The organism is Streptomyces sp. NPDC025651 (assembly GCF_055558735.1).
Window position 1 is genome coordinate 131,855 of the sequence record NZ_JBVHLZ010000018.1, and the last position, 18,934, is coordinate 150,788.

An 18,934-nucleotide genomic window follows, 5' to 3' on the forward strand; every position below is an offset into this window, starting at 1 on the left:
TGTCAAAGTCCACGTCGGTACAGCTCAGTGATGTCGAGCCGCATGCCCCGACCCGCCGGGAACCCCTACATCGGAGCACCGCCGCCCGGGACTCCGCGGCCGACATCCGTCCCCTGATGGCGGGCTTCCCCACGGGCGTCTCCATCGTGACCTCGACGACGGCCGAAGGCAGGCCGTGGGGCATGACCTGCAGCTCCCTGTGCAGTGTCTCCCTGGATCCCCCGGTGCTCCTGGTCTGCCTGAACTCGGCGAGCCTCACCCTCCAAGCGGTCCGCGCCAGCGGCACGTTCGCGGTCAACCTGCTGCACGCACAGGGCAGGTCCACCGCCGAGCTCTTCGCCTCGGGCGCACAGGACCGCTTCGACCGCGTCGAGTGGAGGTGCGGCGAGGGCGCGGCGGGTCCGCACCTGCACCGGGCGGCGCACACCGTCGCCGACTGCTCGGTGATCAGCGACCAGACCGTCGGCGACCATGCCGTGATCATGGGCAAGGTCGCCGCGGTGACCTCGCTGTGCCGGCCGAAGCCGCTGCTGTACGGGCTGCGGCGGTTCAACACCTGGTCGGAGAGTGCCGAGGGCGGCACTCCGTGATCACTGACCGAAGGGCGGCCGGGGCCGCTGCGCGCACGCTCCGCCCCGCCCCGGTGCGTCCGCGGCGGACCGAGGCGCCGGCGGACACGCTGGACGCCGTGTTCGCCAGGACGGCCCGCCACCGGCCGAGAGCCGTCGCGGTCAAGGACGGGCCCTACGAACTCACCTACGGTCATGCCGAGACGAGGGCGGGGCAGCTCGCCTCGGCCCTTATCGGCACCGGTGTGCAACTGGGGGACCCGGTACTCGTGCACTGCCGGGACCATCGCAGGGCCGCCGTGGCCCAGCTCGCCGTCCTCAAGGCCGGCGGGGTGTGCGTGCCGGTCCCCTCGCACACGTCCCGCGAGGACTTCCGGCGCCTGGCGCGACTGGTCGGTGCCCGGGTGGTGCTGTGCGGCTCGTCCGTCGTCGCGGGGTGGGCCGGGCTCGGCCGGGCCATCGTGCTCGACGAGGAGACGTGGCAGCGGATCGGCGCGATGCGGGTGGACCACTCGCTGCCCAGGTCGGGCCCTCTGGAAGGGGCCCATCTGTTCGGCTCCGGCGAGGAAGGCACCGGGCCCGACGCCCAACTGACCGACCACAGGGCGTGGTTGCGTGCGCTGGCCGCCCGGCCGCGCGGGTCCGGAGGCACCACCGTCGTGGCGCACGAACCGCCGATGGGCGCGAGGAGCCTGTCCGCCCTGTGGTGGGCCTTCGCCATGGGCGGCACCTTCAGCTCCGGGTTCCTCCCCGGCCAGGCGCCTTTGGCTCCCGCCCGGCGCCCGGACACCGTCGCGGTGTTCGGCGCCGACGAGTACGCCGGGTTCCTGGACAGCGCGCGGGGCGCGAGGCCGGTCCAGGCGCCGCGTGCCGTCGTGCTCATGGGCGGCCCGTGCCCGCCCGAGCTCGTGGCGCGGCACTTCAGGCTGCTGCCCACCACCCGGCTGTGGTGCGAGTTCACTCCCGCGGGCGGCGTGCTGCCGTGGACGGCGCGGCGCATCACGCCCGGCCAGGCGTTCGCCGCGATGTCCGACCCCGGCCCTGGCGAGCCGCGCTCCGCGGCGTGGCGGAACGTCGGGCGCCCCGCACCGGGCGTCCGCGTGCGGATCCTGACCCCCGAAGGGTTCGACGTGTCCCGCGGCGGGACCGGCGAGGTGTGCGCCACGGGGGACACGTTGCCCTGCGGAGTCATCCACGCGACGGCGTACGGCCCCGGCCCGGTCGACGGGTCCGCGCTGCACCGCTCGGGACGGTACGGCCGGGTCGCGGACGACGGAACTGTAGAGATCAGCTGGGCGCGCGGCCCCGTGCGGCGCGCCATGAGAGGAGCCAGGTATGCCCACCTCTAGCGGACGGCGCGGGCTGGTGCTCGGCGGAGGACTCGCCGGACTGCTCGCGGCGCGTGTCCTCGCCGCCCGCACGGGCGAGGTCACCGTGGTGGAGCGCGACACCTATCCCCAGGGCCCGAGGGCGCGCAAGGGCGTGCCGCACGCGCGCCACACGCACCTCTTCCTCGGCACGGGCGTGCGGGCCATGGAGTCCCTGGTCCCCGGCACCCTTGCCGCGCTGCTCGCCGCCGGTGCCCGCCGGGTGGAGATGCCGTCCGAGGTCGGAGTGTTCACCAAGTTCGGCTGGGTGCCCCGCACCCGGCACGACGCGTTCATCCTGTGCTGCAGTAGGGACCTCGTCGACTGGGCGGTGCGTGAGCAGGTCCTGCGCGACGAACGCATCACCGTACGCCAGGGCGCGGAGCTGGTGGAGCTCGCCGGCGACGCCTCCCGGGTGACCGGCGCGGTGATCCAGGACCGCGGCACCGGCGAACGGGAACGCCTCGACGCGGATCACGTCGTCGTGGCCACCGGCCGCTCGACCCGCACCGGCGAACTGCTGGAGCGGCTCGGTCTGCCGCCCGTACCCGAAGAGGTGGTGGACGTGGGCACCGCCTACGCCACCCGCATCTTCCGCGCGGACCAGGCGACCGCCCCCCTCGCGCCCGTCGTCAGCGTCGCGGGGGACCCCACGGGCAGCGCGATGGGTGGCGTGGTGCTGCCGTTGGAGGGCGACCGTTGGAGCCTCACCCTCATGGGCATGCGCGGCACCGAACCCCCGGTGGAGGAAGGCGAGTTCATGGCGTACGCCAAGGCTCTCGCCCATCCGGCGCTGTACGAGCTGATGTCGGAGGCCACCCCCCTGGGGCCCATCCGCGGCTTCCGCGGCATGGTCAACCGCCGCCCGCGCCTCGACCGATCGCGGAAGTGGCCGGACGGCCTCGTGGTGGTGGGTGACGCCGCCTGCACCCTCAACCCGGCACATGCCCACGGCATGACCGTGGCGTCCATGGGCGTCGTCGCCTTCCGGGACCGGCTCGCGCGCCTGGGCGAGGGGCCGGGGGCGGCGCGGCGCGTCCAGCGCGCCGTTTCACGGGCGGCCGCCGGGGCCTGGACCCAGTCGGTCAACGACGACCTCCGGCATCCGGCCGTGGTGGGCCCTCCGCTGCGGGCTGCGGCACGCCTGGGGAACGCCTATGCCGACCGGGTGCTGCGCGCCGCGGTCGTCGATCCGCACGTCGCGCGGGCGTTCGTGGACGTCTTCACCCTCGCCAAGGGGCCGGCGTCCGTGCTGACGCCGCGCATCCTGCTCGCGGCGTTCTCCGCCGGCCGCGGCTAGGCGCCACGGTTGCTCCGGCCTCGGACGGCCGGAGCAACCGACGTATGTGCGGCTTGCGTTGACGCGCGCTAGGCCGAGGTGTCCTCCCGCCGGCCGTTGAGCAGCGCGGCGATGACGACGGCGCCGACCGCGAGGAACGAGGCGGCGACGACGAGGGCGAGGGAGAAGCCCTCCGTCGCGGCGTTCAGCGGATCGGTGGAGTCGGCCACCGCGTCGGTGCGGAGCGCGGCGAGAGCGACCAGGACCGACAGGCCCACCGCGCCGCCGACCTGCTGCACGGAGCTGAGGATCGCCGAGCCCAGACCGGCGTTCTCCTCGGTGGTGCCGGTGACCGCGGCGACGGTCAGGGTGGGCAGGCTCAGACCGCCGCCCAGGCTCGCGACGAGCACCCCCGGGAGGACACCGGCCACGTAACTGTCGTCCGGCGAAGCGCCGGACAGCAGGAGCAGACCGGCGGCACTGAGCAGGAACCCGGTGACGAGCGTCCAGCGCATCCCGAACCTCGCCGAGGCCCGGGAGGCGAACCACATGCCCGTCAGGATCCCGGCGCCGTAGGGCAGGTAGGCGAAGCCCGCCTTGAGCGGTCCGTAGCCGAGCACGGTCTGCATGTGGAGCATCAGCAGGAAGGCCATCGCGTAGAACGAGGCGGAGAACAGCAGGCTCGTGACCTGGGCGACGGCACGGGTGCGGAAGGCCATGAACGGCAGCGGCACCAGCGGGTCGGCCGTGCGTGACTCGACCGCGAGGAAAGCGGCGGCCAGGACGGCGGCCAGGATCAGGGGAACGACGACCGTCGTGTCCCCCCAGCCCGTCTCGCCGGCCTGCAGCAGCCCGAAGACCAGGGACAGAACGGCGGCGGTACCCAGGACCGCGCCGGGGATGTCCAGACGCGCCCGGCGCGTGGCCCGGCTCTCGGCGACCAGGCGCGGAACCAGGAAGAGGGCGAGCGCGGCGACGGGCAGATTGATCAGGAAGATCCAGCGCCAGGAGGTGAATCCGGTCAACGCACCGGAGATCACCAGCCCCATCGTGCCGCCCAGGCCGGCGATCGCGCCCCAGATCCCGAACGCCTTGGCGCGCTCCTCGGCCCCGGTGTACATCAGCGTGATCAGGGACAGCGCGGCCGGACTCGCCATGGCGGCGCCGCCGCCCTGGACGAACCGTCCGACCACCAACTGCCAGGGTTCCTGGGCGAGTCCGCAGGCAAGGCTCGCGACGCCGAACAGCGCCACGCCACCGAGGAACACCCGGCGGCGGCCGAGCAGGTCGGCCGCGCGACCGGACAGCAACAACAGCCCGCCGAAGGCGAGGAAGTACGCGTTGACGACCCAGGCCAGGCCCGCCGTGGTGAAGCCGAGCTCGTCGCGGACGCTGGAGAGGGCGACATTGACCACGGTGTCGTCCAGGACGAGCATGAACTGCACGAGGCACAGCATGACGAGTGCTGGTCGGCGGCGATCGGTGCTTGTGGAAGCGGCTGTTGCTGAGGTCATGCCGACGACGCTACGCACCGGGCGTGCTGGCTACAATCCGTAACGAGGACATGCGATGTCGTGTTGGGGCCACGGGATTTCGGCACCTGGGCACGACGCCGTACACGGCCACCGGCAGGCCCACGACGTGTGTACCGGGGCCGCGCGGGGACGGTCTCACGCCTCGTCGAGCCACTGCGCCGCCGCGGCGAGAAGCGCCGTCACGCCGACGCGGATGGTCGGGTCCGGGACCGGCGCGAAGTGGGGGGAGTGGTTGGAGGGGATCGTGGCGGGGATCCCGTTCTCCAGGAGGTCACCCAGGTCGATGCCGGTGAACGCCGCGGGGTCCGTGCCGCCGAAGTGCCAGAAGACCGAGGGGACTTGGTACGCGGAGCCGAAGGTTCCGAAGTCCTCGCTGCCGGTGACCGTCTTCGGCAGGGTGAAGACGTGGCCCTCGCCCAGCGCCGCGGTCAGCGCGGACTGCACCGTGGCGGTGGCCGCGTGGTCGTTGACGGTGACGGGGAAGGAGTCCAACGGCTCGAACTCGGGCTCCTTGGGCGCGCCGGACGCGGCGGCCTCGGCGCGGACGATCCGCTCGACCGCGGCCAGGACCTTCTCCCGCACCGCCTGGGTGGTGGAGCGGATGTTGACCTCCAGCTCCGCGGTGTCCGGGATGATGTTGTCCTTGGTGCCGGCGTGCAGCGACCCGACGGTGACCACGGCCGTCTGAGAGGCCGCCACCTCGCGGGAGACCACGGTCTGTAGACGCAACACGACCGACGCCGCCATCACCACCGGGTCCACGGTCGTCTCGGGCATGGACCCGTGACCACCCCGCCCGAAGAGCCGGATGCGCATGCTGTCCGAGGCGGCCATCAGCGGTCCGGGCCGGGTGCCGACGAAGCCGACCGGCGCGGGCGCCACATGCTGGCCCAGGCACACGTCGGGGCGCGGGAAGCGGTCGAGGAACCCGTCCTCGATCATCGCGGGGGCCCCGCCGACCTCCTCGGCGGGCTGGAACACCGCCACCACCGTGCCGCGCCAGGCCGACCTGTGGGCGGCGAGCAGCGCGGTGGTCCCCAACAGACAGGTGACGTGCATGTCGTGGCCGCAGGCGTGCATCACGGGGACCTCGTTGCCGGCGCCGTCGAGCGCGGTGCGGGTGGAGGCGTAGGGGAGTCCGGTCCGCTCCTCGACGGGCAGCGCGTCCATGTCGGCGCGGAGCAGTACGACGGGGCCCGCACCGGAGGCCGAGCCCTCCTCGGACGAGAGCACGCCGACGACCCCGGTGCCGCCCACCCCCTCGGTGACCTCCCACCCCTGCTCCCGCAGACGCGCGGCGACGACGCCCGCCGTACGCACCTCCTGGAAGGACAGCTCGGGGTGGGCGTGCAGGTCCTCGTACAGCTCGCGCAGACCGGGAAGCCGGGCGTCGAGTCCGTTCAGGAGGGGGGTCACGCGGACGGTCATGAGTACTCCGATGCCAGAGGGATACGCCGGGCCGATGCGGTCCGGAGGGATGCGGTGTCCCTACCCGCCACCTGCCCGTCGAAGACGATCACCACGGGCCCGATGAAGCGGCGCACGGCCTGCCCGGTTAGCCTGGTGTCGGCGGCGATCTCCCGGGCAGGGCCCTGAGGCGCCGCGCGGCGGTGGGGCCCGCCGTACCCGAACCGCGGCGCGGAATGCCGCCAACGGTCCCTACTTGCGAACGAGCGCGCCCGGCGACGGGCGACGGCGAGTAGGAGGCACGGAGGCACATGGACCCCGCAGAGCCCACAGGACCCGCGGAACCCACCGATCCGGATGTCGACCTGTCCGTGCCCGCCCAGCGGCGCGAGCTGACGCGCGGCCGGGGAGCCGTCCTCGCCGCCGTGGCCGTCGGCGGCGGCATCGGCGCCTGCGCGCGCCACGCGGCGTCCCTGCTCTGGCCGAGCGCCGCCGACGGCTTCCCCTGGACGACGCTCGTGGTGAACGCCGTCGGCTGCGCGGCGATCGGCGTCCTCATGGCGTTGGTCGCCGAGGCGCGGACGGCGCGGGCGCACCCTCTGGTGCGGCCGTTCCTCGGCACCGGCGTCCTCGGCGGCTTCACCACCTTCTCGACGTACGCGGTGGACGTCGAGCGCCTCGTGAGCGCGGGCCACGCCCGCACGGGCCTGGCCTACCTGGCCCTGACCCTGCTCGCGGCACTCGCGGCGGTCTGCTGCGGGGCGTGGACGACGCGTCGTCTGCTCGCACGGAGGACGTCATGAACTGGCTGCTGGTCTTCGTCGGGGGAATGATCGGCGCCCCGCTGCGCTACCTCACCGACCGCGCGGTGCAGACGTGGCACGGCACCCGCTTCCCCTGGGGGACCTTCACCGTCAACGTCGTGGGCTGCCTGGTCCTCGGCGTGCTCACCGGCGCCGTCACGGCGGGCGCCGCCTCCTCGCACGCCCAACTGCTCCTCGGCACCGGGCTGTGCGGGGCGCTGACGACGTACTCGACCTTCTCGTACGAGACGCTGCGGCTCGCCGAGAGCGGCGCGCGGTTCCACGCGGCGGCCAACGCCCTGGGGAGCGTCGCCGCGGGCCTCGGCGCGGCCTTCGCGGGGATGGCCGTCGCCGAGGCCCTGTGGCAGTGACGCGGGTGCGGGGCGGGTTCCACGGCGCCGCCGCACCGCCAGGCTCGGAGTCGAAGCACTCCCACCCGGCCATCCCGCCGAAGCTGGTCGGCGGGGATCAGAGGTCAAGTCGGAGCCAGTGCACATCAGTTGATGAGCTCGTAGCGGAGCAGGACGACGCCGTTGCCGAACGTCCGCGTCTGCGTGAGCCTGAGGTCGGCCTTCACGTCCGACGCCTGGAACATGGGCTTGCCCCGGCCGATCAGGACGGGATGGACGTACACGTGGATCTCGTCGACGAGCCCGAGGCGCAGGAACGACGCGGCGAGATCGGCGCCGCCGAGGGAGAGGTCGCCGTCCGCCGACTCCTTGAGCGCGCGGATCTCCTCGGGGACCACCTCGCGCAGGATCGTGGTGTTCCAGTCGGCCCGCTCCAGGGTCCTGGAGAACACGTACTTGGGCATGTCGCGCCAGATCGCGGCGAACTCCCGCATCGGCTCCGTGCTCTCCGGATCGGCGTCCGCCGTCGGCCAGGCCTCGGCCATCAGCTGCCAGGTGACGCGACCGTCCAGGAACGCGCCCATGGCGCTGGTCACTTCGTTGAAGTGGCGGTGGAGTTCGTCGTCGACCAGGTGCCAGTCCAGCTCGCCGTCCGGACCCGCCATGAAGCCGTCCAGAGATGCCGACATCGCCCAGGTGATCTTCCGCATCGCGGTCCTCGCCATCGTCGTAGCCGCTCAAGGGCTCATGGTCGTGACGATACGCCGCCGTGCCGGGGCCGTCAGGCGGGGCGCGTGGCCCCCAGCCGTGCCCGGGCCGCTCGCGCGCCCCGGCGCACGCGGCGTCGCACGGCTCCCGCGCGGGACCGGCACCAGCGTCGCAGCGCGCCCGCCCGGCGCCGCCACGCCCGCGCGTGCCGCGTCGCGCCCAGTTCGGCGAAGAGGTCCTCGTGGCGGCGGACGATCGGGTCCGGGTCGTAGCGGTGGGCGCTCTCCTGCGCGGCGGCCCCCATCTTGCGGCGCAGCGGGGCGTCCTCGATGAGCTCCACGAGCGCCTTCGCCAGCGCGTGCCCGTCGCCGCGCGGCACGAGCCGCCCGTCGTGCCCGTCCCGGATGATCTCGGCGGGACCGAGGGGGCAGTCGGTGCTGACCACCGGCACCCCGCAGCGCATCGCCTCGACCAGCGTCATGCCGAAGGACTCGGCGTCGGACGCGGACGCGACCAGGGACGCCTTCGCGAACTCCGCCTCGATCGGCGAGCGCACCCCCATCAGCCGGACGTGCCCGCCGAGTCCCAGACCGTCGATCATGTCCTGGAGCTCCGCCTTGGCCGGGCCGCCGCCGTAGATCCGCAGCTGCCACTCCGGATGCCGCGCGGCCACCGCGGAGAAGGCCTCCACGAGCAGGTCGAAGCGCTTGCCCGGCACGAGCCGCCCCGCGGCGGCGACCACCTTGGCGGAGCCGTCGGAGGGCGGGCCCTCGGGGGCGGGCACGATGTTCGGCACGGCGAGCACCCGTACGCCCGGCAGCGGCATGCGCTTGCGGTACACGGCGGCGTCCGCCTCCGTGGTCGTGACCACGGCGTCCAACCCCCGGTAGTGGCGGGCGAGTTCGGCGCGCAGTCGCTTGCTGTGCGCGTCGTGCCGCAGGTGCTCCTGGGCGATGCGCAGGGCGCGGCGCGGGCCGAAGCGGGCGAGGTAGACGTTGATGCCGGGCCGGGTGCCGATGACGACGTCCGCGTCGCAGCCGCGCAGAAAGCCCTCGACGCGTACGTCGTGCAGGCGCGTGTACTGGTGATGGCGCCGGTCGGCAGCGGGGAAGTCCCGTGCGGGCTCGGCCAGGAGCGGATCGCCGGTGTCCGCGCTGCCCACCCGGGTGTCGACCAGCGGCACGAGCGCGATCCGCGGGTCGACCGCGAAGCGCGGCGCCTCGCGGTGGCGCGTCATCGACACGACGCGGACGTCGTGCCGGTCGGCGAGCGCGGCGGCGAGGTTGAAGGTGGTGCGGATGGTGCCGCCCACGCCGTAGGCGTTGTGCAGCAGAAACACGACCTTCATGCGGTGCTTTCCCCCTGCTTCATGCGGTGCTTTCCCCCTGGCGGCGCGACGGGACCGCGCGGGTTCGGTTCGGCGGGCCGCGCGGTGGTACGGAGTCCCACCCTTGCGCTCCGGGGTAAGCCGGGGGCCCGCGGCGGGTGAGGGGCGGGTAAGAAGCGAGGGGAATTGAGGGAAGCAAGGGGAAACGAGGGGGCGCAAGGTGAGAGCCGGGTAAGAAGAGGACTCTGCGGGCACCCGGCGACGGGGCCCTTCCGGGCGGCTTGGCAGACTGTGCGGATGCCCCACACCGTGCTGCTCGCCGAGGACGACCGCGCCATCCGGCATGCCGTCGAACGCGCGCTCACCCTGGAGGGGTACGAGGTCACGGCCGTGGCCGACGGCATCCAGGCCCTCGCCAGCGCCCATCTGAGGCCACCGGACATCCTCGTCCTCGACGTGATGATGCCCGGCATCGACGGACTCCAGGTCTGCCAGGTGCTGCGCGCGGAGGGCGACCGCACGCCGATCCTGATGCTGACGGCCCGGGTCGAGACCGCGGACCGGATCGCGGGCCTCGACGCGGGCGCCGACGACTACGTGGCCAAGCCGTTCGAGATCGAGGAGGTCTTCGCACGGCTGAGGGCGCTGCTGCGCAGGGCCGACGGGGCCGGCCGGCGGCTGGACGCGGCGGGGGCCGCCGAGGGGCGGTCGGACGGCAGGGCTTCCTTCGGGGACGGCGTCGGGGGCGGCGGGGGCGGCTCGCGTGGTGGGGACGACTTGAGGGGCGGGGACGGCTCGGGTGGCGCGGGTGGTCTGGAAGGTTCGGACGGTTCGCGTGGCTTGGGTGGCGTAGGTGGTCTGGACGGTGCGGGCGGCGCGGATGGTGTGAGTGGTCTGGGTGGTCTGGGTGGTCTGGGTGGTCTGGATGGTTCGGACGGCTCGCGTGGTGGGGGCGGACCGGGTGGTCGGGGCGGCGTGGGCGGTCTGCACGGCCCGGGTGGTCTGCAGGGCTCTGGTGGCCGGAGCGGCGTGGGCGGACCGGGCGGTCTGCACGGCCCGGAGGACCGGGACGGTGTGGGTGGGTCGGGCGGTCTGCCCGGCTCGGATGGCCGGGGCGCCCCGGACAGCCCGCACCGGTTGGACGAGCCGCACGGGCTGGGCGGCCTACATGGTCTGAGCGGCCCGCATGGTCTGAGCGGCCCGCATGGTCTGAGCGGCCCGCATGGTCTGGGCGGTGCGGACGGACTGGTCACGGCGGCCGATCTGCGGATCGATCCGCTGGACCGCCGCGTGTGGCGCGGCGGCGTCGAGGTCGAACTCACCCGCACGGAGTTCGACCTGCTCGAACTCCTCGCCCGCAACGCCGGGATCGTCCTCGACCACCCGACCATCTACGACCGCATCTGGGGCTACGACTTCGGCCCCAGCTCCAAGAACCTCGCGGTGTACGTCGGCTACCTGCGCCGCAAGCTCGACGTGGCGGGCGCGGCGCCGCTGATCCACACGGTGCGGGGTGTGGGGTACGTCCTGCGGGAGCCCTGAGCCCGGCATGCCGTTCCGCCCCCGCTTCCGGGCCCGCCCTCGGCCCGGCCCCCGCTTCCGGGCCCGCCCCCGGCTCCGCCTGCGCCTCCTGCGCCGCGCCCGCCGTTCGCGGACGAGTCTGCGTACGACATTCGCGGCCTCCTTCGCGGCGGTCGCCGCCGGCGTGACGCTGCTGGTCGGCCTGGTCGGCTACGACGCCGCGGCGCACCTCGTCCGCAGGGACCAGCAGTCGGTCTTCACCGAGGTCGTCGGCGATCTGCGCACCCAGGTGCGGCACCGGGCACTCGACGCGGAGGACTACGCGACCGGCGACCTCGACCACGACGGCCTGCGCGACGGCCTGGCCAGGCCGACCCGCGCGGACGTGCAGGTCCTCGACGCCGGTGGCCGGATCGTCGACCAGGGCAGCCGCCCCCTGCCCGTCGGCACGGTCGAGCAGGAGATGGCCGCCGACCTGCAGCCGGGCAAGGTGGCGCGGCGGAACATAGAGATCGGCGGCGAGGACTACCGCCTCGCGACGGTCGCGCTCGGCGGCGGCAGAGGCGCCGTCCAGGTCGCGCAGCAGTTCAGCGACACCGAGGACCTCCTGAAGGAACTGCAGGACCGCACGGTCCTCCTCGCGTGCCTGGTCGTGCTCGCGGCGGGCCTGACCGGCTGGTGGCTCGCCCGGCGGATCACCCGTCGCCTGGTGCGCCTCGCGCACGCCGCGGAGGGCGTCGCGGCGACCGGGCGGGTCGACATCCAGGTGCCGGTCGCCGGGCGCGACGAGGTGGGCAGGCTCGGCCGCTCCTTCGACCACATGCTGGGCCGCCTCGCGCAGTCCGAGGACGACCAGCGCCGCCTCGTCCAGGACGCGGGCCACGAGCTGCGCACCCCGCTCACGTCCTTGCGTACGAATATCGCGCTGCTGCGCCGTATCGACGAACTGCCGCCCGACGCGAGGGCGGAACTCGTCGCCGACCTGGCCGAGGAGTCCCGCGAACTGACCGACCTGGTCAACGAGTTGGTCGACCTCGCGGCGGGCAGGACGGACGACGAGCCCACCGAGGAGCTGACGCTCGCGGAGATCGCCGAGGAGGCGGCGGCCGCGGCGCGGCGCCGCACGGGCCGCGAGGTCACGGTCACCGTACGGACGCCGAAATCCCCCGCGTTCCCGGGCCGCCCCACGGCCCTGCAGCGCGCCGTGACGAACCTCCTGGAGAACGCGGCGAAGTTCGACCGGGGCGGCACCGAGCCCATCGAGATCGCCGTGACGGACGACCGCGTCGAGGTCCTTGACCGCGGCCCCGGAGTGGCGGAGACGGACGCGGCCCACATCTTCGCCCGCTTCTACCGCGCCCCGAACGCCCGCAGCCTCCCCGGCTCGGGCCTTGGCCTGTCGATAGTGCGGGACGTGGCGACCGCGCACGGGGGCACGGTGTTCGTGCGAAGACGACGGGGCGGGGGAGCGGTGATCGGGTTCACGGTGGGGGAGGAGGGGGCGGCGGATCGGAACGCCCCACGGTGAGCGCCGCGAGGTGAGGCCCCACTTCTGGACGCGGTGGCAAGGGGGCAGGGGGGCAAGGGGGCAAAGCGAAGGCTCCCGCGCCGGAGCGTGGGAGCCTTCCTGTGGTGCGTGGTGCGTGGTGCGTGGTGCGTGCTGCCGGTGTCGGCTACACCTCCAGCTGAGCGAAGTCGCCGCTCAGCGCGGCGGCCATCCGCAGGTGCGGGGTCGCGTCGGCGGGGCGGCCCTGCCGCTCCAGCGTGCGGCCCAGCATGAGCCGGGCGTAGCTCTCGACCGGGTCGAGCTCCAGGACCTTCAGCAACTCCGTCTCGGCGCGCAGCAGTTGAGCCGAGTGGTAGTAGGCGCGGGCGAGCAGCAGACGCGGGGCGACCTGCTCGGGCACCTCGTCGGCCAGGGCGTCGAGGATGCGTGCCGCGGTCGCGTACTCCTTGGCGTCGAAGAACTGCCGCGCGCGCTCCCAGCGCTCCGCCGCCGTTCCGTGGTCGTAGTACGTCATGTCCACTGTCTGCCTCCTTCGAGGCCTGCAACGACGAGGTGTAGTTGAATATTCCACGATGCCTGGCGGGGTACGAGGCGGAGCCGTGACTGCCCCGCGGTGCCCCAGGGGGCTAGGTTGTGCGGCATGAGCAATCTTGATCGCGAGGCGGCCCCGTCCCTGTGCGGCGGACGCGGATTCGTCGTCGCGGAGCCGGTACGGGAACTCCTCAGCCCCCGACGGGTCAAGCTCGGCGAATCCACCGAGGTCCGCCGCCTGCTGCCCAACCTCGGGCGCCGCATGATCGGCGCCTGGTGCTTCGTCGATCACTACGGCCCCGACGACATCGCGGACGAGCCCGGCATGCAGGTCCCGCCCCACCCGCACATGGGCCTGCAGACCGTCAGCTGGCTGCACGACGGAGAGGTCCTGCACCGCGACTCGACCGGCAGCCTGCAGACGGTCCGCCCCCGCGAGCTGGGCCTGATGACCTCGGGCCGGGCCATCTCCCACTCCGAGGAGAGCCCCCGATCGCACGCCCGCTTCCTGCACGGCGCACAGCTGTGGGTGGCCCTGCCCGACAGCGACCGCCACATGGCCCCGCACTTCGAGCACCACGCGGAGCTGCCGCAGATCACCGCCCCGGGCCTGACCGCGACCCTCATCCTGGGCACCCTGGACGGGGCGACCTCACCCGGCACGACGTACACGCCCCTCGTCGGCGCGGACCTCGCCCTGGCCCGCGGCGCGGACGTACGCCTCCCCCTGGAGCCGGACTTCGAGTACGCCGTGCTGTCCATGTCCGGCGAGGCACACGTCGACGGCGTCCCCCTCCTGCCCGGCTCGATGCTCTACCTGGGCTGCGGCCGCAGCGAACTCGCCCTGCGCGCCGAGTCGGAGGCGGGCCTGATGCTCCTGGGCGGCGAGCCGTTCGAGGAGGAGCTGGTGATGTGGTGGAACTTCGTCGGGCGGTCCAATGAGGAGATCGCACAAGCGCGTTCGGACTGGATGAACGGCAATCGTTTCGGCGAGGTGAAGGGGTACGACGGCGCCCCGCTGCCGGCCCCGGAACTCCCGGCGGTGCCCCTGAAACCGCGCGGGCGGGTGCGCTGACCTGGCCTGACGTTGGGGTCGGTAGAGGAGGCTCCCGGTCCTTGCTCAGCTGGGGAAGGCGGCTGGATCAGAGTGACGAGGCGGCCCTCCCGGGCGAGCCGGGCGGGAGCCGATGTTGATCGACTGTGCGTTGGAGGTGGCCAACGGCAGGTTGGCATCCCATGGTTGGGCCTTTGGACGAGATGGCTCGGGTACAGAGCCACTCAGGTCCATGTGAGGAGGGCTGGCTGCTTTTGTTGTAGATCCTCGACAACTGCTTGCCGTCCACCGCCGACCGCGGGACGACGCGCCCTCCGCGATGCCCGGCATCCGCCTCGGTGTTCCGCAAGCCTGAGAGGTTGGTGGCTGGCGGTTGGTGCGTCTCTCATGCACGCCACGGTGCGCGCAGGTCAAGAACGCCAGGATTCCGGTCATGGGCTTGAATGCGCGTGAGTGATCTCCGTGAGAGTGCGAGCGCGGTCCGCTACGTCAGCGGACCGGGATTCCATGGGGCGCATGCTGTATGCCCCGTGGGCGGTAGTACCAGCAGATTCTTCGTCTGCTGGTGGTACAGACTCGATACCCCCGTTGACCATTGGAAACGGAGGATTTCAAGGCTCGAGGAGCAGTGTCGGCCCGCGTATGGTCCGGATCTTGGGAGGGGCCGCGGAATGCCTGTGTCAGCTCCGCTGGTCTGGCGGCAGCACGGTGAGCGGGGAGGGATTGTGGCTGATCCAGTGGTGGCGGTGGTGGCGAACATGGTCGCAGTTGATGTAGTGCCATCGGTGGCGTTTGAGTTCGGTAAGCAGGCGGTCCGCCACGGTGTCGACGACCGTGAGGTCGTCGGTCAGGACGTACGCTCCGGCGTCGAAGAGGACGTGGCAGTTCGGGCAGAGGCACAGCAGGTTCTCCGTGAGGTCGAGACCGCCGTGCTCCCTGGCCCGGATGTGAGCCGCTTCGCTGTAGCGATGGCGGGGCGAAGGGAGGACCAGGGTGGTGGCACAGATCTGGCAGGAGTCCCGGTACCACCGCTTGAGCTTGCGGACGGCGTTCTCGCTGTTCTGCGAACGGCTCCCATGGGTGTCTTCGTGGCGAGGCCGCCGTTCGGGGTTGTCCGAAGGGACGGGAGCGGCCTCGTCTTCTGACGTCGACATGCCGCGAAGGGTGTCGTCCACGCCCTTGATGATCTGATCCACCGTGTCGCTGTCCATGGCGACAAGACGGCAGGTGTCGCGAACGGCGCGGCGGGCGAGTGACCATGCCGCCTCGATGTGGGCGCTGTTGATGGCGGCGCGTTCGGCAGCGGCGAGTGCGCCGGCCATGCGCGAGACGTGATCGCTTACTCGGAGGAAGAAGCCGCTGTGTTCCTCGGGCAGAGCCGTGTTCCACCTGCGCTCCGCATAGCGGATCACGTCCCACATCTTGCCTGCGGGAGGGGTGTAGGGCAGGCACGGCCGGGTGTGAAAGGCCCAGCGGTATGCCGTTGCCAGGTCGTGCTTCCAATGGGCCGACGGGGCTGTCTCCCGAGGGGTGGGCGTGTCGCGCTGGACGAAGTGCAGTACGCGGGACCAGGTGGCGGCATCTGTGGACAGGAAGCCGCGCCATGCCCGAAGGGTGGGCGTCCACAGGGCGCCGACACGCGGGGGAGCGGATATCCCAGCGGCTCGGTAGCGCCTGAAGCCCCGGGTGGGGATGAAGTGTTCACCGTCCCAGGCCGTGCGCGTATGGAGTTCCAGCAGGGGACTTTTCCAGGAACTGCCGGGCCCCATCGTGAACGGCGAGCCGGTCAGGAGAAACGCGGAGGCGCCCGTACCGGCGTTTTCCCTGCGGCGGGTGGCATGAACTGCTGCGCTGTACATCTTGCCGTTCGTGACGTTGTGATGGGTCGTCAGCGGAGCAGGCTCTCCGAGGTGGCGGCGTAGGACATCGACGATCCGGGACTGGTCAGGCGTCTCGTCGTGCACGTGGGACATCCAGACTGTCAGCGGGGCACTCGGCCAGGAGGCGATCGAGACCGCGGGGGAGACGGCTGTGGACCACCAGCTGATGGCTCCCGCATAGAGGTCTGTCGGGTTCAGCCCTGCCGAGGCTGCTTCGGCTGCCGCCAGCTGCCCGAGGGGTCCTCGCAGAATGACGTCGTCGTCCAAGGCGCTTCCTCGTCGTCGTGCGGCGTTGTCAGGAGGGCTGATCCTGCCCTATGCCTCTGACAACGGCCGAAGGAGGAGGCGATGCGACGAAGCACAGCCGCCGACGGAGAGCCACTGGGCCATCAGCGCCTGTTCGAGGGGGCAAGGTGCCGTGACGGTCAACCTGTTCTCTATGACCCATCATGTGGAGTGCGTCGCGATCCTTGAGCCCGCCGGGAAGGGCCGCTGACCTGCAGTTTCGCCTGGTGTGCATGATGTGCGTTGTGGGCGTTACGGGCGATATCTTGACGCGCGAGCGACGCACGTGACGCACGTATGACGCACGTTCGCAGCACTTTCTGATGAGGCGTCAGGCGCATGAAAGCCGCCCCTGTTCCCCAGGTCACCTGGGGAACAGGGGCGGCTTTCACGTGTTCAGCGAGAGTCAGTCGACCGGGAGCCGCTGGCTGAAGCCACGCATGGCGGCCTCCTGGGCCAGGTCCAGGAGCTGAGCGGTGTCGACGGCTCGGACGGTGCGGGGAAGGGGCGGGGTCATGTCGCGATGATGCCAAGAAGCCAGTGCGGCGCCGAGAGGTCAGCTGGGCCGGGATGCGATCTGCTGACGGGCAGGGCTCCAGACGTCCTCGAACTCCTCGAAGGTGAGTTGTTCGGGGTCGTGGCCTTCCCATTCCGAGACGGGCAGCTCGGCGGTGATCCCGAATCTGCTGTCGTAATCACCGAGGCGGCCTGCGTCGCGGGCCCGCTGCCACTCGGCGAGGGAAGCAGCTGCGATTGGGATCAGCTCTGGCCCTTCGAGTTCGATCTGCCGGATCACCCAGCCTTCGGCGTCGACCTCGAAGTAGAACCAGGTGTCTTCCTCGTCCCAGTAGCAGCGCATCCATGTGGTCACCAGGCCATGATGCCGGGCCAGAGGTGCCGCCCTACTCCGCTCTGTCTCATGACTGGGCGATGAATCCTGCGGATCGGTCGAGCTGGAAAGGAGAACCGACCCGGGTTGGATCCCAGCCTTGATCCCGTGCCTCTCGAATGCTGGCAGCAACGTGGGCCGGACGAATGGGCTCCGTCTCGACGCCCACCCAGTTGCTGGGATGGGCCTGACCGCTGGTGACGATCAAGGTCGTGCCCGGCTGGCTGCCGCTGGCCGCTTCAACCGCATAGGTCAGCGGTGTCCAGCAGAGTCCCTGCATGTAGGAGGGCTTCCTGCGGATCCGCCAGCGGTACTCGATCCCGTCAAACGGTTATGCGCCGGGAACCCTTCTTGTCCAGCGCCATCTTCGCCTCCTCCGCTGTGGGACTCTGCTGTGTCGCCGCGGTCGCGAAAAGCAGGTTGCACGCGAACGTACCGAACGTTGTCGCCGACAAACGCCTTCGGGACTACGGATGGGTTGATCAGCCCATAATTGGAGTCAGTGCCGAGCGACCCGGCGCATCGCACCCGCCCCGGGTGCACTCACCGCGATCGGAGAGCATCGTGAAGAACAGCCCGTTGTGGCGAGTGGTTGACAACGAGAGTGGTAGCCAGTCCATCGTCAGCACGCCCTCCGAGGCGGTCGCGTTCGTCAACAGCCGGTTCGACACCGATGACGACGACGAGCCGTTCAGCATCACCGAGGTCGGTCCTCTCCTTCCGAAGCCGCTCGGGGTCATCACCGCATGGGCCGCCGAGAAGGACGGCGAGCGAACCGACGGGCGTACTGCCCCGATCACCATCAGGCCGGTTGTGACGGACAACGCCGGCGAGTGCGATGACGTGGTGCTCTGGCGCGACGTGTACGTCTCCTGGGACCACGACATGTACACCGTCGAGGAGCCGGACAGCTCCGAGTACAGCGAGGCTTACAGCACTGCCGAGTTGAGCGCGATCCTCGACGAGTACGCAGACGACTACGAGTACGCGCCTGAAGGGCCTGAAGGGCCCGACAGCCACAGGTGGCCGAAACCGGAAGAGTTGATCACCTACGGCGCCCAGGAGTGCGCCAAGCGGTTCGGGCACCTTGACGACGACGCCCTGCTGTGGCTCGCTGCCACCCGCATCACGCTCGCGGTGTGGCGCAACACACCCGTCGAGAACTGGCATGCCGGGAAGAGTCCGCTCCACGACGGCACAATGATGCGGATCAACACGGCAACCACCCGCCTCGTGCGCTCGATGCTGTCGTTCGACCATGTCGACTGGATCGGTCTCGGTCTCGCGATCGTCAACCCGTCCCGGGTTCTACCGACCGGGCAGTCTGTTCTCGAGCTCGGGCTGGCCTGCCGCAACCTTGACGACCCGGCGCACGAGGCTGATCCGCGCGAAGAACTCGCGGAGATGGCACAGGACGCGATCGCTTGGGGGCGAGCGTACTGCCTTCGCGAGAAGAAGTTCGGCCTGCGAACCCTGATCGAATTCTTCTGCGCGTCCGACAACGGCTGGTTCGGAACACCGAGTTGGGGGCGCATCGTCGATCGGTTCACTACGGCTGTCGACGACCGGGAGAATGCGCACTGGCACGTGCACCGAGACAAGCCTTGGTTCGACGAGTGGTTCACCAACCGCCCGGTCGACATTGCGGACACCACGGAACTTCGTCGGCTACTCCATGCCGGGCCCGACCTGCTGTCCGAGGAGGCCGCCGAATGGTGCGTGGATGGTGCCATCGGCTACGTCTGCCGGGACGACCACGCGAACGGCTGCCTGCAGTGCGGCATCGCGCTGGCAGCGGAGTCCCCCAATGAGTGAACGTGGGCACCAGCGTAGAAAAGCAGCAACCCACTGACCGCGCTCTCTCTTGCCTACTGTCCCGTCTCATTAGATCTTGCCGAGAGAGGGCCGCTGACCTGGGGGGT

16 protein-coding genes and 2 pseudogenes are annotated in these 18,934 nt (G+C 71.4%); 10 read left to right on the top strand and 8 right to left on the bottom strand.

Annotated elements, in window-relative coordinates; translation table 11 throughout:
* Positions 1-116: 116 nt before the first annotated feature.
* The 3 genes from ACZ4D5_RS40345 to ACZ4D5_RS40355 all read left to right on the top strand — a co-directional run bounded on the left by ACZ4D5_RS40345 (position 117) and on the right by ACZ4D5_RS40355 (position 3,236).
* Complete coding sequence (locus ACZ4D5_RS40345) at positions 117-590, top strand: flavin reductase family protein (RefSeq protein ID WP_467777483.1); 474 nt, start codon at positions 117-119, stop codon at positions 588-590.
* 98 nt (positions 591-688) lie between these two features.
* Positions 689-1,918: an AMP-binding protein gene (locus ACZ4D5_RS40350; RefSeq protein ID WP_467777484.1), complete on the top strand. Its 1,230-nt coding sequence runs from the start codon at positions 689-691 to the stop codon at positions 1,916-1,918.
* Positions 1,905-3,236, top strand: coding sequence for an NAD(P)/FAD-dependent oxidoreductase (locus ACZ4D5_RS40355; protein ID WP_467777485.1), 1,332 nt, complete (start codon positions 1,905-1,907; stop codon positions 3,234-3,236). The genes ACZ4D5_RS40350 and ACZ4D5_RS40355 overlap by 14 nt, the downstream gene beginning before the upstream one ends.
* A 68-nt stretch (positions 3,237-3,304) precedes the next feature.
* Here ACZ4D5_RS40355 and ACZ4D5_RS40360 read toward each other — a convergent pair whose 3' ends face one another.
* Together ACZ4D5_RS40360 and ACZ4D5_RS40365 are read right to left on the bottom strand one after the other, a co-directional pair.
* Positions 3,305-4,729: an MFS transporter gene (locus ACZ4D5_RS40360; RefSeq protein WP_467777486.1), complete on the bottom strand. Its 1,425-nt coding sequence runs from the start codon at positions 4,727-4,729 to the stop codon at positions 3,305-3,307.
* 156 nt (positions 4,730-4,885) lie between these two features.
* Positions 4,886-6,178: an amidohydrolase gene (locus ACZ4D5_RS40365; protein WP_467777487.1), complete on the bottom strand. Its 1,293-nt coding sequence runs from the start codon at positions 6,176-6,178 to the stop codon at positions 4,886-4,888.
* A 290-nt stretch (positions 6,179-6,468) separates the two neighbouring features.
* Here ACZ4D5_RS40365 and crcB (ACZ4D5_RS40370) point away from each other — a divergent pair, with 290 nt between their 5' ends.
* Positions 6,469-6,960: a fluoride efflux transporter CrcB gene (gene crcB, locus ACZ4D5_RS40370; RefSeq protein ID WP_467777488.1), complete on the top strand. Its 492-nt coding sequence runs from the start codon at positions 6,469-6,471 to the stop codon at positions 6,958-6,960.
* Positions 6,957-7,331 (top strand): fluoride efflux transporter CrcB, encoded by a 375-nt coding sequence (gene crcB, locus ACZ4D5_RS40375; protein ID WP_467777489.1) that lies wholly within the window; start codon positions 6,957-6,959, stop codon positions 7,329-7,331. The genes crcB (ACZ4D5_RS40370) and crcB (ACZ4D5_RS40375) overlap by 4 nt, the downstream gene beginning before the upstream one ends.
* A 125-nt stretch (positions 7,332-7,456) precedes the next feature.
* Here crcB (ACZ4D5_RS40375) and ACZ4D5_RS40380 read toward each other — a convergent pair whose 3' ends face one another.
* Complete coding sequence (locus ACZ4D5_RS40380; RefSeq protein ID WP_467777490.1) at positions 7,457-8,020, bottom strand: dihydrofolate reductase family protein; 564 nt, start codon at positions 8,018-8,020, stop codon at positions 7,457-7,459.
* A gap of 71 nt (positions 8,021-8,091) precedes the next feature.
* Positions 8,092-9,366, bottom strand: coding sequence for a glycosyltransferase family 4 protein (locus tag ACZ4D5_RS40385; RefSeq protein ID WP_467777491.1), 1,275 nt, complete (start codon positions 9,364-9,366; stop codon positions 8,092-8,094).
* A gap of 276 nt (positions 9,367-9,642) precedes the next feature.
* Here ACZ4D5_RS40385 and ACZ4D5_RS40390 point away from each other — a divergent pair.
* The 3 genes and pseudogenes from ACZ4D5_RS40390 to ACZ4D5_RS40400 form a co-directional block, all read left to right on the top strand.
* Positions 9,643-10,006 (top strand): annotated as a pseudogene (locus tag ACZ4D5_RS40390) (response regulator transcription factor); the annotation flags it as partial.
* A 581-nt stretch (positions 10,007-10,587) separates the two neighbouring features.
* Positions 10,588-10,887: pseudogene (locus ACZ4D5_RS40395) on the top strand (winged helix-turn-helix domain-containing protein); the annotation flags it as partial.
* 7 nt (positions 10,888-10,894) lie between these two features.
* Positions 10,895-12,394 carry a HAMP domain-containing sensor histidine kinase gene (locus tag ACZ4D5_RS40400; protein WP_467777492.1) on the top strand — a complete coding sequence of 500 codons (1,500 nt, stop codon included), beginning with the start codon at positions 10,895-10,897 and terminating at the stop codon, positions 12,392-12,394.
* A gap of 145 nt (positions 12,395-12,539) precedes the next feature.
* Here ACZ4D5_RS40400 and ACZ4D5_RS40405 read toward each other — a convergent pair whose 3' ends face one another.
* Positions 12,540-12,893 carry a tetratricopeptide repeat protein gene (locus ACZ4D5_RS40405; RefSeq protein ID WP_467777493.1) on the bottom strand — a complete coding sequence of 118 codons (354 nt, stop codon included), beginning with the start codon at positions 12,891-12,893 and terminating at the stop codon, positions 12,540-12,542.
* A 120-nt stretch (positions 12,894-13,013) separates the two neighbouring features.
* Here ACZ4D5_RS40405 and ACZ4D5_RS40410 point away from each other — a divergent pair, with 120 nt between their 5' ends.
* On the top strand, positions 13,014-13,979 hold the full coding sequence (locus ACZ4D5_RS40410) for a pirin family protein (protein WP_467777494.1): 966 nt from the start codon (positions 13,014-13,016) through the stop codon (positions 13,977-13,979).
* A 659-nt stretch (positions 13,980-14,638) separates the two neighbouring features.
* Here ACZ4D5_RS40410 and ACZ4D5_RS40415 read toward each other — a convergent pair.
* The 3 genes from ACZ4D5_RS40415 to ACZ4D5_RS40425 all read right to left on the bottom strand — a co-directional run bounded on the left by ACZ4D5_RS40415 (position 14,639) and on the right by ACZ4D5_RS40425 (position 17,292).
* Entirely contained in the window at positions 14,639-16,105 is a 1,467-nt protein-coding gene (locus ACZ4D5_RS40415) for an HNH endonuclease (protein WP_467777495.1), read from the bottom strand.
* Between the two features lie 574 nt (positions 16,106-16,679).
* Positions 16,680-16,982 (bottom strand): hypothetical protein, encoded by a 303-nt coding sequence (locus ACZ4D5_RS40420; RefSeq protein ID WP_467777510.1) that lies wholly within the window; start codon positions 16,980-16,982, stop codon positions 16,680-16,682.
* A gap of 58 nt (positions 16,983-17,040) precedes the next feature.
* The gene (locus ACZ4D5_RS40425; RefSeq protein WP_467777496.1) at positions 17,041-17,292 is read right to left on the bottom strand and encodes a hypothetical protein; all 252 of its coding nucleotides are present in this window, start codon (positions 17,290-17,292) and stop codon (positions 17,041-17,043) included.
* Between the two features lie 284 nt (positions 17,293-17,576).
* Here ACZ4D5_RS40425 and ACZ4D5_RS40430 point away from each other — a divergent pair, with 284 nt between their 5' ends.
* Positions 17,577-18,827, top strand: a complete 1,251-nt coding sequence (locus tag ACZ4D5_RS40430) for a hypothetical protein (protein WP_467777497.1) — start codon at positions 17,577-17,579, stop codon at positions 18,825-18,827.
* Positions 18,828-18,934 lie beyond the last annotated feature (107 nt).

Coding starts and splice junctions, on each gene's coding strand:
- crcB (WP_467777489.1), top strand. CDS start 6,957: ATGAACTGGCTGCTGGTCTTCGTCGGGGGAATGATCGGCGCCCCGCTG.
- ACZ4D5_RS40425 (WP_467777496.1), bottom strand. CDS start 17,292: ATGCAGGGACTCTGCTGGACACCGCTGACCTATGCGGTTGAAGCGGCC.
- ACZ4D5_RS40355 (WP_467777485.1), top strand. CDS start 1,905: ATGCCCACCTCTAGCGGACGGCGCGGGCTGGTGCTCGGCGGAGGACTC.
- ACZ4D5_RS40360 (WP_467777486.1), bottom strand. CDS start 4,729: ATGACCTCAGCAACAGCCGCTTCCACAAGCACCGATCGCCGCCGACCA.
- ACZ4D5_RS40345 (WP_467777483.1), top strand. CDS start 117: ATGGCGGGCTTCCCCACGGGCGTCTCCATCGTGACCTCGACGACGGCC.
- ACZ4D5_RS40420 (WP_467777510.1), bottom strand. CDS start 16,982: ATGCGCTGCTACTGGGACGAGGAAGACACCTGGTTCTACTTCGAGGTC.
- ACZ4D5_RS40380 (WP_467777490.1), bottom strand. CDS start 8,020: ATGCGGAAGATCACCTGGGCGATGTCGGCATCTCTGGACGGCTTCATG.
- ACZ4D5_RS40400 (WP_467777492.1), top strand. CDS start 10,895: ATGCCGTTCCGCCCCCGCTTCCGGGCCCGCCCTCGGCCCGGCCCCCGC.
- ACZ4D5_RS40385 (WP_467777491.1), bottom strand. CDS start 9,366: ATGAAGGTCGTGTTTCTGCTGCACAACGCCTACGGCGTGGGCGGCACC.
- crcB (WP_467777488.1), top strand. CDS start 6,469: ATGGACCCCGCAGAGCCCACAGGACCCGCGGAACCCACCGATCCGGAT.
- ACZ4D5_RS40410 (WP_467777494.1), top strand. CDS start 13,014: ATGAGCAATCTTGATCGCGAGGCGGCCCCGTCCCTGTGCGGCGGACGC.
- ACZ4D5_RS40365 (WP_467777487.1), bottom strand. CDS start 6,178: ATGACCGTCCGCGTGACCCCCCTCCTGAACGGACTCGACGCCCGGCTT.